Genomic DNA, 12,572 nt, shown 5'->3' on the forward strand with positions numbered 1-12,572 from the left:
CTTCCCGCGGGCGAGCGGCGGAATCGACAAAACCGCAGGTTAGCCCAGCCTTTCCTTGCTGGCGGGAGGGGATGGGGAGGCGTACGTTGGGTGTTGTTCAAAAATAGAACACGTCTAAATCGAGGTCTGCATCAGCCGCCGGCGGCGTCGGCTTCGCAGGCGCTTCCGCGAACTCCCTGGGGGACGGCATGGCGATCATCGAGACCGAGGCGACGCTGCACGAGGCGCACCGCGACAACCACACCCACCGCGACGTGAACGGCGGCTGGCTGCGCCCCGCCGTCTTCGGCGCGATGGACGGCCTGGTTTCCAACCTCGCGCTGATGACCGGCGTCGCCGGCGGCTCGGTCGGACAGCAGACCCTCGTCATCACCGGCCTCGCGGGCCTGGCGGCCGGCGCCTTCTCCATGGCCGCCGGCGAGTACACCTCCGTCGCCTCCCAGCGCGAGCTCGTCGAGGCCGAGCTGGACGTCGAGCGACGCGAACTGCACAAGCACCCCCAGGACGAGGAGGCCGAACTCGCCGCCCTCTACGAGGCCCGCGGCGTCGAGCCGGAGCTCGCCGCCGAGGTGGCCCGGCAGCTGTCGAAGGACCCCGAGCAGGCACTGGAGATCCACGCCCGAGAGGAACTGGGCATCGACCCCGGCGACCTGCCCTCACCCACCGTGGCCGCGGTCTCCAGCTTCGGCGCCTTCGCCCTGGGCGCGCTGCTGCCCGTCCTGCCGTACCTGCTCGGCGCGAGCAGTCTGTGGCCCGCCGTGCTGCTGGCGCTCCTGGGACTCTTCCTGTGCGGCGCCCTGGTGGCCAAGGTGACCGCGCGGACCTGGTGGTACAGCGGTCTGCGGCAGCTCGCCCTCGGCGGCGCGGCGGCCGGTCTCACCTACGCCCTGGGCACATGGTTCGGAACCGCCGTAGGATGACCCGGCTCGGACGGCTCGCCCCGTACGACCCCGTACGGCTGGCCCGGACCCGGGCGACCGGATCGGGGCGACCAGGTCGGTGCCCCGCCCGGACGAGCGGCACCGATGCCCCGGCCGGCTCCCGTGTGAGGGGCCGCGCAAGTAGCTGTTACTTGTTGGTTTCGACCGCGTGACGACGGGGCATGAGCCGAAAGCACTGTGGGCAATGAGGCCCGCGACGCAGTCGCGGGAGTGGGCCAAGGCGTCCGCCCCCGCCCTCGGACCGGCGGACACCGATCTGCCCGCCACGGTCCCCACAGCTTCTCCTGCCAGGTGCGGAACCCCTGCCGTGACCTGCATGGTGTCCACATGGCGGAACGGAATTTCCCGCTCATCGGGATCCGCTTCATCGTGTAATCTGCACGAAATTTTGCAGTCACGCAGAGGGCCAACGTCGTCCCTCGGCACTTCGCACATGCCACATGACGACGACGGGAGAGCCGATGCGTACGCCGCGCCAGCCGTCCCAGCATTCCGCGCATGGCCAGAACTGGTCCTTCATGGATGCTCGCCCTGCCCCGCAGGGCATGTACGACCCCCGCGACGAGCACGACGCCTGCGGCGTCGGCTTTGTCGCCACCCTTACCGGCGAGGCGTCCCACACCCTGGTCGAGCAGGCACTCACCGTCCTGCGCAATGTGGAACACCGCGGTGCCACCGGTTCCGAGCCGGACTCCGGTGACGGCGCGGGCATCCTCTCCCAGGTCCCCGACGCTTTCTTCCGCGAGGTGGCCGGATTCGAACTGCCCGAGGCCGGCGCCTACGCCGTCGGCACCGCCTTCCTCCCCGTGGACGCCACCGACGAGGCCGTCGCCCGCATCGAGGAGATCGCCGCCGCCGAGGGCCTGACCGTCCTCGGCTGGCGCGAGGTGCCCGTCGCGCCCGAACTGCTCGGCGCCACCGCCCGCTCCACGATGCCGGCCTTCCGCCAGATCTTCGTCACGGACCACGCCTCCAAGGGCATCGACCTCGACCGCACGGCCTTCGCGCTGCGTAAGCGCGCCGAGCGCGAGGCGGGCGTCTACTTCCCGTCGCTGTCCGCGCGGACCATCGTCTACAAGGGCATGCTCACCACCGGTCAGCTCGAGCCCTTCTTCCCGGACCTGTCCGACCGCCGCTTCGGCTCCGCGATCGCTCTGGTGCACTCCCGGTTCTCCACGAACACCTTCCCGTCGTGGCCCCTCGCGCACCCCTACCGCTTCGTCGCCCACAACGGTGAGATCAACACCGTCAAGGGCAACCGCAACTGGATGCGCGCCCGCGAGTCCCAGCTGGCCTCGGATCTGTTCGGCTCCGCCGACCGTGGGCACAGTGGCTCCGCCGACCGTGGGCACAGTGGCTCCGCCGCCGGCCTCGAGCGGATCTTCCCCGTCTGCACCCCCGACGCCTCCGACTCGGCGTCCTTCGACGAGGTCCTCGAACTGCTGCACCTCGGCGGCCGCTCCCTGCCGCACTCGGTGCTCATGATGATCCCCGAGGCGTGGGAGAACCACGGCTCGATGGACCCCGACCGCCGCGCCTTCTACCAGTACCACTCCACGATGATGGAGCCCTGGGACGGCCCCGCCTGCGTCACCTTCACCGACGGCACCCAGGTCGGCGCCGTACTCGACCGCAACGGCCTGCGCCCCGGCCGCTACTGGGTCACCGACGACGGCCTCGTCGTCCTCGGTTCCGAGGTCGGCGTCCTCGACATCGACCCCGCGAAGGTCGTCCGCAAGGGCCGCCTGCAGCCCGGCCGCATGTTCCTCGTCGACACCGCCGAGCACCGCATCATCGAGGACGACGAGATCAAGGCCCAGCTCGCCGCCGAGCACCCCTACGCCCAGTGGCTGGAAGCCGGCGAGATCGAGCTGTCCGACCTCCCCGAGCGCGAGCACATCGTGCACACCCACGCCTCGGTCACCCGCCGCCAGCAGACCTTCGGCTACACCGAGGAGGAGCTGCGCGTCCTGCTCGCCCCGATGGCAGGGTCCGCCGCCGAGCCGATCGGCTCCATGGGCACCGACTCGCCGATCGCCGCCCTGTCGGAACGCCCCCGGCTCCTCTTCGACTACTTCACCCAGCTGTTCGCCCAGGTCACCAACCCGCCCCTGGACGCGATCCGCGAAGAGCTCGTCACCTCCCTGCGCAGCACGCTCGGCCCCCAGGGCAACCTGCTCGAACCGAGCGCCGCGTCCTGTCGCACCGTCGTCCTGCCCTTCCCCGTCATCGACAACGACGAGCTGGCCAAGCTCATCCACGTCAACGCCGACGGCGACCTGCCCGGCTTCAAGGCCGCCACCCTCTCCGGTCTCTACCGCGTCTCCGGAGGCGGCTACAGCCTCGCCGCCCGCATCGAGGAGATCTGCGCCGAGGCCGACGCCGCCATCGGCAACGGCGCCCGCCTGATCGTCCTGTCCGACCGGCACTCCGACGCCGAGCACGCGCCGATCCCGTCGCTGCTGCTCACCGCGGCCGTCCACCACCACCTCATCCGCACCAAGCAGCGCACCCGGGTGGGCCTCCTCGTCGAGGCCGGAGACGTCCGCGAGGTCCACCACGTGGCCCTCCTCATCGGTTTCGGCGCCGCCGCCGTCAACCCCTACCTGGCGATGGAGTCCGTCGAGGACCTCGTCCGCGCGGGCACCTTCCTGCCCGGCATCGAGTCCGAGAAGGCCATCAGCAACCTGATTCACGCCCTCGGCAAGGGCGTCCTGAAGGTCATGTCCAAGATGGGCATCTCCACCGTCGCCTCCTACCGCGGCGCCCAGGTCTTCGAAGCCGTCGGCCTCGACGCGGCCTTCGTCGAGAAGTACTTCCACGGCACCGCCACCAAGATCGGCGGCGTCGGCCTCGACGTCATCGCGAAGGAGGTCGCCGCCCGCCACGCCAAGGCGTATCCCGCCACCGGCATCGCCCCCGCGCACCGCGCACTCGACATCGGCGGCGAGTACCAGTGGCGCCGCGAGGGCGAACCGCACCTGTTCGACCCCGAGACGGTCTTCCGCCTCCAGCACTCCACGCGCTCCGGCCGCTACGACGTCTTCAAGCAGTACACCGACCGTGTCAACGAGCAGTCCGAGCGCCTGATGACGCTGCGCGGGCTCTTCGGCTTCACCTCCGACCGGGGACCCATCCCCCTCGACGAGGTCGAGCCGGTCTCCGCGATCGTCAAGCGCTTCTCCACCGGCGCCATGTCGTACGGCTCCATCTCCCAGGAGGCGCACGAGACCCTCGCCATCGCCATGAACCAACTCGGCGGCAAGTCGAACACCGGCGAGGGCGGCGAGGACCCCGAGCGCCTGTACGACCCGGCCCGCCGCTCCTCCATCAAGCAGGTCGCCTCCGGCCGCTTCGGCGTGACCTCCGAGTACCTGGTCAACGCGGACGACATCCAGATCAAGATGGCCCAGGGCGCCAAGCCCGGCGAGGGCGGCCAGCTGCCCGGCCACAAGGTCTACCCGTGGATCGCCAGGACGCGTCACTCGACGCCCGGCGTGGGCCTCATCTCCCCGCCGCCGCACCACGACATCTACTCCATCGAGGACCTCGCCCAGCTCATCCACGACCTGAAGAACGCCAACCCCGAGGCGCGCATTCACGTCAAGCTGGTCTCCGAGGTCGGCGTCGGAACCGTCGCCGCGGGCGTCTCCAAGGCCCACGCCGACGTCGTGCTCATCTCCGGCCACGACGGCGGCACCGGCGCCTCCCCGCTGACCTCGCTCAAGCACGCCGGCGGCCCCTGGGAACTCGGCCTCGCCGAGACCCAGCAGACCCTGCTGCTCAACGGTCTGCGCGACCGGATCGTCGTCCAGACCGACGGCCAGCTCAAGACCGGCCGCGACGTCGTCGTCGCCGCCCTCCTGGGTGCCGAGGAGTTCGGCTTCGCCACCGCCCCGCTGGTCGTCTCCGGCTGCGTCATGATGCGCGTCTGCCACCTGGACACCTGCCCCGTCGGCATCGCCACGCAGAACCCGGTCCTGCGCGACCGGTTCACCGGCAAGGCCGAGCACGTCGTGAACTTCTTCCGGTTCATCGCCGAAGAGGTCCGCGAACTCCTCGCCGAACTCGGCTTCCGCTCCATCGAGGAGGCCGTCGGCCACGCCGAGGTCCTCGACGTCACCCGCGCGGTGAACCACTGGAAGGCACAGGGGCTCGAACTGGCCCCCCTCTTCCACGTGCCCGAACTGTCCGAGGGCGCCGTCCGCCACCAGACCGTCACCCAGGACCACGGCCTGGCGAAGGCCCTCGACAACGAGCTGATCAAGCTCGCCGCCGACGCGCTCGCCGCCGACGGCGCGACCGAGGCCCAGCCCGTACGCGCCCAGGTCGCCATCCGCAACATCAACCGCACGGTCGGCACCATGCTCGGCCACGAGGTGACGAAGAAGTTCGGCGGCGCGGGCCTGCCCGACGACACCATCGACATCACCTTCACCGGCTCCGCCGGCCAGTCCTTCGGCGCCTTCGCCCCGCGCGGCGTCACGCTGCGCCTGGAGGGCGACGCCAACGACTACGTCGGCAAGGGCCTCTCCGGCGGCCGGATCGTCGTCCGCCCCGACCGGGGCGCCGACCACCTCGCCGAGTACAGCGTCATCGCCGGCAACACCCTCGCCTACGGCGCCACCGGCGGCGAGATGTTCCTGCGCGGCAAGGTCGGCGAACGGTTCTGCGTCCGCAACTCCGGCGCACTGGTCGTCTCCGAGGGCGTCGGCGACCACGGCTGCGAATACATGACCGGCGGTCACGCGGTCGTCCTCGGCGAAACCGGCCGCAACTTCGCGGCCGGCATGTCCGGCGGCACCGCCTACGTCATCGACCTCGACCGGGACAACGTCAACCCCGGCCACCTGGACGCCGTCCACGAACTCGACGACACCGACCGCGCCTGGCTGCACGACGTGGTGCGCCGGCACCAGGAGGAGACGGGATCCACCGTCGCCGCCAAGCTGCTGGCCGAGTGGGACAGCCCCGACGGGGGCGCCGCCCGCTTCAGCAAGATCACCCCCAGCACGTACCAGGCAGTGCTCGCCGCCAAGGACGCCGCCGAGCGAGCCGGGCTCTCCGAGTCCGACACCCACCGGAAGATGATGGAGGCGGCGACCAATGGCTGATCCGAAGGGCTTCCTGAACCACGGCCGCGAGGTCGCCACCTCCCGCCCGGTCCCCGAACGCGTCAAGGACTGGAACGAGGTCCACGTCCCCGGCTCGCTGCTGCCGATCATCAGCAAGCAGGCCGGCCGGTGCATGGACTGCGGCATCCCGTTCTGCCACAACGGCTGCCCGCTGGGAAACCTCATCCCCGAGTGGAACGACTACGCCTACCGCGAGAACTGGCCGGCGGCGAGCGAGCGGCTGCACGCCACCAACAACTTCCCGGAGTTCACGGGCCGGCTGTGCCCCGCTCCGTGCGAGTCGGCGTGCGTGCTCGGCATCAACCAGCCGCCCGTCACCATCAAGAACGTCGAGGTCTCCATCATCGACAAGGCGTGGGCGACCGGCGACGTCGCCCCGCGGATCCCCGAGCGCCTGTCCGGCAAGACCGTCGCGGTCGTCGGCTCAGGACCGGCCGGCCTCGCCACCGCCCAGCAGCTCACCCGCGCCGGCCACACCGTCGCCGTCTACGAACGGGCGGACCGTATCGGCGGCCTCCTGCGGTACGGCATCCCCGAGTTCAAGATGGAGAAGCGGCACATCAACCGCCGTATCGAGCAGATGCGCGCGGAAGGCACCAAATTCCGCACCGGCATCGAGATCGGCCGGGACATGCCGGCCACCGCGCTGCGCAAGCGCTACGACGCCGTCGTCCTCGCCGTCGGCGCGACGACCGCACGCGACCTGCCGGTACCGGGCAGCGAACTGGGCGGCATCCACCAGGCCATGGAATACCTGCCGCTGGCCAACAAGGTGCAGGAGGGCGACTACGTCGCCCCGCCGATCTCCGCCGAGGGCAAGCACGTCGTCGTGATCGGCGGCGGCGACACCGGCGCCGACTGCGTCGGCACCGCCCACCGCCAGGGCGCCGCCTCCGTCACCCAGCTCGAGATCATGCCCCGGCCGGGCGAGGAGCGGGACGCGGCCACCCAGCCGTGGCCGACCTTCCCCATGCTCTACAAGGTCACCTCCGCGCACGAGGAGGGCGGCGAGCGGGTCTACTCCGTCTCCACCACCCACTTCGAGGGCGACGAGGACGGCAACGTACAGTGGCTGCACCTGGCCGAGGTCGAGTTCGTCGAAGGCAAGCTCACCCAGAAGCCCGGCACCGAGCGCAGGATCCCGGCCCAGCTGGTCACCCTCGCCATGGGCTTCACCGGCACCGACCGGGACAACGGCCTGGTCGAGCAGTTCGGCCTGGAACTCGACGCACGCGGCAACATCGCCCGCGACGCCGACTTCCACACCAGCGTGCCCGGCGTCTTCGTCGCCGGAGACGCCGGACGCGGCCAGTCGCTCATCGTGTGGGCGATCGCCGAAGGCCGCTCCGCGGCGCGCGGCTGCGACCGCCACCTCACCGGGGCGAGCGACCTGCCCGCACCGATCCGCCCGACCGACCGCTCACTGACGGTGTGACCGACCGCTCGCCGACCGGCCGCCCCGGGAACCACCACGCGGCCCGGACTCCGCCGGCCCGGACCGCATCGCACACCGGGACCTGACGGTCCCCCGCAGAGGTCCCGTACAACGGCGTACGGAACAACAGGTGGCGCCTGCCCTCCAGTCCCCGACCGGACGAACCGGGCAGGCGCTGCCACCTGTGCTCACCCACTCAGGGAACGCGGAAGGTCTCCCCGTGCACCTGCCACGTCAGCGGCGTGGTCAGTTCCAGGTTCCCCTCCCGCAGGAACCGGCGCTGGGCGGTGTCGACCCGGGACGTGTCGGCGCCCGGCTCCTTCGCCAGCATGGCCGCGCGGCGCACATCGAGGAACGCCTCCAGGAACGCCTTCTCGCTGCCGCCCTGGCCCGGCGTCCTCGCCTTGCGCATGGCCTGCTCCCGCATGCCGTAGAAGCCGTCGGGGCCGGTGTCGGGACCACGCCGGACCATCGCGTCGTAGTACACGAACTGGCCGAGCGTGCCGAGGCCGTCGAGCTTGGCCACGCGCACCGCCGGGTCGAAGTAGACCCGGTCGCGCTCGGCCTCCTGTGCCGCACGGAACTCCGGTGTCCTCGCCTCGACCTGCCAGGCGGCCGTGAAGCCCGGGTCCAGGCCCTCGTGCGAGTCCGTGCCGTCGACCTCGCGCAGCGCCGGCAGATACCCCGCCAGGCCGTTGTCCGGGTGCCCGCGCGTATAGCGTTCGACGAGGGTGAGCAGGTCGTGGGTGCCGGTGGTGAAGCCGACGATGCCGGCCGTGTAGCCGTCGCCGTCCCCGGCGTCCTCGATGGAGCCGTAGGTCTCGCGCCAGCGCAGCGTCACGTTCTCGGCGCTCGCCAGGATCTGCTGGGCGAGCTCCTTCTTCGCCGGGTCGGCCAGGCCCGGCGGCCGGCTCGCCACCAGCGCGTCGTCCTCGGCCGACTCCGACTCGGCGCGCTCCTTGGCCTGCTCGCGCGCGTCCGGTGAGGCGGACACGGACGGCCCGTTGCCGGCGGTCGCGCCGTCGGGCCCGGCGGGCATCAGCATGTACACGGCCGTTGCCACCACGGGCACGGCCGCGAGCAGCAGGGCTGAACGTTTCACTGGGGAACTCCTCCACCGGTCAGTTCCGACACCTTGGCCACCGCCAGGACGACGAGCAGCGCGAGCAGCGCCAGGCAGGCCCCCGCCTGCAGCAACGTCCGGCGCTTGCCCCTGGGCACGTACGCGAACGCCACCGCCACCGCACCGCCCGCCAGCAGCCCGCCCAGATGCCCCTCCCAGGACGTCACCACCGCGGAGATCACCAGCCACAGCAGCAGCCCGGTCATGAACCGGTTGACCCCCCGCATGTCGGCACCGATCCGACGGGCCAGCACGTAGTACGCGGCGCCCAGCCCGAAGATCGCCCCGGACGCGCCGACCACGGCGTCCTGCGGCGCCAGCAGCAGCACCAGCACCGAACCGCCCAGCGCCGACAGCAGGTACAGGGCGAGATAGTGGAAGCGGCCCAGCATCGGCTCGACGGCCCGGCCCAGGTTCCACAGCGCCACCATGTTCATCACGATGTGCAGAATCCCGAACGTGCCTTCGGTGGGCGGCAGATGCAGGAAGGCACCGGTCAGCAGCCGGTACCACTCCCCGTTCACCACACCTTCCGGACGGAAGTCCCCGAAGTACGGGCCCTCGACCCACAGATAGTGACCACCGTCCGGCCCGACCAGCCCCGCGCCCAGCATCGCGAACCGGTCCACGATCTCCGGCAGCGCCAGCTCCGCCAGATACGCCAGAACGCTGACGGCGATCAGGACGTACGTCACCACCGGCACCGCCGAGACGCGGCCGCCGACCATGGTGCGGGCCTGCCGCATCGACCGCATGCCCTCTTTCACACAGTCGGGGCACTGGTGGCCCACGGCCGCCTCCCGCATGCAGTCCGGGCAGATGTACCGGTCGCAGCGCACGCAGCGGACATGGCACTCCACTTTGGTATGGCGGTAGCAGGTGGTGACGGTGGACTCGGAATCCACGAGCCGGCTCCTTGTGAGGGACGGGACGGACGAGCCGGTGAGGGCGGCAGCGAACAAAATATCGAACAGTGGGGGACAGTCGCGGAGGCGGGGTGGAGGTGCCGTACCCTCGGGGCCAGTTCCGGTGACCGAGGGGGAGTGCGCATGGCCGCGATCAGCCTGACCAAGATCGAGGAGACCGCGCCCAAGCTGGTCAGCCTGTACAAGACCGCAGGGCACGCGGTGTCCGGGCACGGGCTGGACGGCCTGCGCGCCGCGGTCTACCTCGTGGTCGACTACTCGGGCTCGATGAAGCCGTACTACAAGGACGGCAGCGTGCAGGCGCTCGCCGACCGGGTGCTGGGCCTGTCCGCCCACCTCGACGACGACGGCATCGTGCCGGTGGTGTTCTTCTCCACGGACATCGACGCCGTCACCGACATCGCCCTCGCCGACCACGAAGGACGCGTCGAGCGGATCGCGGCCGGACTCGGGCACATGGGCAGGACCAGCTACCACCTGGCCATGGACGCCGTCATCGACCACTACCTCGACAGCGGATCGACCGAACCGGCCCTCGTCGTCTTCCAGACCGACGGCGGCCCCATCAACCGGCTCGCCGCAGAACGCTACTTGTGCAAGGCGGCGAAGCTGCCGCTGTTCTGGCAGTTCATCGGCTTCGGCGACCCGGGCAGCCGGCAGTTCGACTACCTGCGCAAGCTGGACGACCTGGCCGTTCCGGACAAGCGGATCGTCGACAACGCAGGGTTCTTCCACGCGGGTGCCGATCCCCGCACGGTGCCGGACGCCGAACTGTACGACCGACTGCTGGACGAGTTCCCCACGTGGCTGGTGGACGCGCGGGCACGGGGGATCGTACAGCCTTAGGGCCTGTCCGGCGGATGACTCTGCTGCGCAATTCGCCGGCCCCGTAGGAACAGCCGCTCGGAGCGCCGGGCATGGCCGCGTCGCCGCAGGTCGAGGAGTGCGGTCCTGCTGCGGCCCCGAGGAATTGTGCGGCAGAGTCGCGGATCACGCCAAAGACACGGGGAAAGGGGACCGTGCAGCCTCGGCGATCCCTGGTGCGGCCCCCGGACGCGGTCGCGGTGGATTCCTGGCTCCGGGAGCGTCAGGAAAATCCCAGGACCGCGGCCCGGCCGGCACTCGTGCGGGCTGCCCAGGCGGTGCCCAGGGCGCGCGCCATGGTCCCGAGGGGATCACCCACCACCGATCCCCCGGCCCCACCCCCCTACGTGTCGCACTCCAGCACCGTCCGGCACAACGCACACCGCGCTCGTACCCGCCCCCGCACCGGCATCCTGATCCGCTGATGACACGTAGGACACGGGAACGACACCCGCAGCGGCTCCTCCCGACCATCACCCTGCGTGAAGCTGTACGGCACATCCGGGCGGGCCGACGGGAAAGAGGGAACCCCACGCTGCCCCTGAGCATGCCGACGCTCCCACGCGTACCGCCGGCGCCCCGTCCAACCGGCAGCCGTCAGCGGCGGCTGCCGCCCGTCGAGCCGGGCCAACTCCCTCCCCCTCACATACGCGCTGTAAGCCTGCTCGCTGGTGAACCACACCGACGGATCCTCCCCGAACACCAGCGACCGCTTCGCCAGCACATACCCGAACTCCTCCGGCGTGAGATACCCCAGCTTCTGCGACGACACCCCGTCCTGGCGGAACGCATCCAGCAGCAGCCACCCCGCCCCCAGATACGTCGCCGCCGTGTCCGTCAGGATCTCGTTGTCCCGCGTACCGGGGAACGACAGCCCCAGACGGTGCAGGTACACATGTGCCACCTCGTGCGCCAGGGCCGCCCCGATGTCCTGCCGATGCTTACGGAACCGGTCGTTCAGCTCGACGAAGTACTCCGGGCCGGCCTCGAGCTCGACGTTCGCCGCGTGCTCCATCTCCCGGAACCCGACGATCAGCCGCGCGTCCGGCAGCCGATAATGCCGCACCAGCTCGCGGGCCACCCGCTGCGCCCCCAGATGAAGATCGTCCGTGTCGCAGAACGCCACGTCGGCCGGCGCCACGCTGGTCGAGAACATACGGATCGTGTCGTACGACAAACGCCTGTACACCGCCGTGATGGCCACCCGCACCGTCTCCAGATGTGGGTAGCCGTGCTCAACCGGTCCGTCGTTCGCCACGTCTCACCCCCGGACGCCCTGAACCCGGTTCCACTGTACGGGCACGCCCCGGCCACCGCCCCCTCCGCCCCGTAGGCTGACTTCCCATGACCAGCAGCAGCACCGGTACCGAAGACGTCGACCCCGCAGTCCGCGAGGAACTCGCCAGGTTGCGCGACAGCATCGACAACATCGACGCGGCCGTCGTCCACATGCTCGCCGAACGCTTCAAATGCACCCAGCAGGTCGGCCGCCTCAAAGCCGAACACCGGCTGCCCCCCGCCGACCCGGCCCGCGAAGCCCGCCAGATCACCCGACTGCGCACCCTCGCCGAGAACGCCAAACTCGACCCGGCCTTCGCCGAGAAATTCCTGAACTTCATCATCGCTGAGGTCATCAGGCACCACGAACGCATCGCCGACGACACCACCAAGAGCTCCGGCAACAGCCCCACCGGCACCCCCGCACCCACCACGGACTGACCCCCGCCCCCACTCCAGGGGTCGGCAGCTGCTTGCTGTGGAGTGTGTACGAGGGTGGTTTAACTCGATCGTGTAGTGGTCGGCTTCCGGGCTTGCGGTGTCGTGGGCCGTCCGGGTTAACGTGATCGTGCGATCTGGGACGCCGGGTACGGCGCCGGTGAGCGGGGCCCTGCTCCGCCGGAGTGATGGTTCGGGGCCTCCCCGTCGCCTCTGGCCGTACTCATTGGCCAGGTCGCGCAGGGAACTGGCCTCCCGGGCCCGGACCACGCACAGGATGCGTGTCGCCGCCCCGGGGTTGAGTACGCCGGGGACCTGGGGGTACCTCCCACGCCCTTGAGGCAGTGGGGGAGCCCAGGACCGTTCGGGGCGTGCGGCTGGGCAGACCCACTCCTGCTCAGTCCAGAGGAACGGTGACACGAACACCCACGA

8 protein-coding genes are annotated in these 12,572 nt (G+C 70.5%); 5 read left to right on the top strand and 3 right to left on the bottom strand.

The features are described from left to right. The first annotated feature begins 188 nt into the window (after positions 1-188). The 3 genes from ACFPZI_RS12590 (at position 189) to ACFPZI_RS12600 (ending at position 7,511) form a co-directional block, all read left to right on the top strand. Positions 189-920: a VIT1/CCC1 transporter family protein gene (locus tag ACFPZI_RS12590; protein ID WP_381362293.1), complete on the top strand. Its 732-nt coding sequence runs from the start codon at positions 189-191 to the stop codon at positions 918-920. Positions 921-1,459: 539 nt separating this feature from the next. Next, a complete protein-coding gene (gltB, locus tag ACFPZI_RS12595; RefSeq protein WP_381362296.1) occupies positions 1,460-6,055 on the top strand; it encodes a glutamate synthase large subunit in 4,596 nt (1,531 codons plus the stop codon). Beyond that, on the top strand, positions 6,048-7,511 hold the full coding sequence (locus ACFPZI_RS12600) for a glutamate synthase subunit beta (protein ID WP_381362299.1): 1,464 nt from the start codon (positions 6,048-6,050) through the stop codon (positions 7,509-7,511). Before gltB ends, ACFPZI_RS12600 begins: the two co-directional genes overlap by 8 nt. 196 nt (positions 7,512-7,707) lie before the next feature. On the opposite strand, the gene ACFPZI_RS12605 is transcribed toward ACFPZI_RS12600, so the two are convergent. Both ACFPZI_RS12605 and ACFPZI_RS12610 read right to left on the bottom strand, forming a co-directional pair. Beyond that, on the bottom strand, positions 7,708-8,613 hold the full coding sequence (locus tag ACFPZI_RS12605; RefSeq protein WP_381362302.1) for a chitosanase: 906 nt from the start codon (positions 8,611-8,613) through the stop codon (positions 7,708-7,710). Next, positions 8,610-9,539, bottom strand: coding sequence for a rhomboid family intramembrane serine protease (locus tag ACFPZI_RS12610; protein WP_381362305.1), 930 nt, complete (start codon positions 9,537-9,539; stop codon positions 8,610-8,612). Before ACFPZI_RS12610 ends, ACFPZI_RS12605 begins: the two co-directional genes overlap by 4 nt. A 144-nt stretch (positions 9,540-9,683) precedes the next feature. Between ACFPZI_RS12610 and ACFPZI_RS12615 the strand changes: the two genes are divergently transcribed. After that, complete coding sequence (locus ACFPZI_RS12615; protein WP_381362307.1) at positions 9,684-10,406, top strand: vWA domain-containing protein; 723 nt, start codon at positions 9,684-9,686, stop codon at positions 10,404-10,406. 361 nt (positions 10,407-10,767) lie between these two features. On the opposite strand, the gene ACFPZI_RS12620 is transcribed toward ACFPZI_RS12615, so the two are convergent. After that, positions 10,768-11,682 (bottom strand): hypothetical protein, encoded by a 915-nt coding sequence (locus tag ACFPZI_RS12620; RefSeq protein WP_381362310.1) that lies wholly within the window; start codon positions 11,680-11,682, stop codon positions 10,768-10,770. A gap of 86 nt (positions 11,683-11,768) precedes the next feature. Here ACFPZI_RS12620 and ACFPZI_RS12625 point away from each other — a divergent pair, with 86 nt between their 5' ends. Beyond that, complete coding sequence (locus ACFPZI_RS12625) at positions 11,769-12,143, top strand: chorismate mutase (protein WP_381362312.1); 375 nt, start codon at positions 11,769-11,771, stop codon at positions 12,141-12,143. Positions 12,144-12,572 lie beyond the last annotated feature (429 nt).

The organism is Streptomyces chlorus, from assembly GCF_042655885.1.
Lineage (GTDB): Bacteria > Actinomycetota > Actinomycetes > Streptomycetales > Streptomycetaceae > Streptomyces > Streptomyces chlorus.

Excerpts from the sequence above, each read along its gene's own strand:
- ACFPZI_RS12590 (WP_381362293.1), top strand. The coding sequence starts at position 189 with ATGGCGATCATCGAGACCGAGGCGACGCTGCACGAGGCGCACCGCGAC.
- gltB (WP_381362296.1), top strand. The coding sequence starts at position 1,460 with ATGGATGCTCGCCCTGCCCCGCAGGGCATGTACGACCCCCGCGACGAG.
- ACFPZI_RS12600 (WP_381362299.1), top strand. The coding sequence starts at position 6,048 with ATGGCTGATCCGAAGGGCTTCCTGAACCACGGCCGCGAGGTCGCCACC.
- ACFPZI_RS12615 (WP_381362307.1), top strand. The coding sequence starts at position 9,684 with ATGGCCGCGATCAGCCTGACCAAGATCGAGGAGACCGCGCCCAAGCTG.
- ACFPZI_RS12625 (WP_381362312.1), top strand. The coding sequence starts at position 11,769 with ATGACCAGCAGCAGCACCGGTACCGAAGACGTCGACCCCGCAGTCCGC.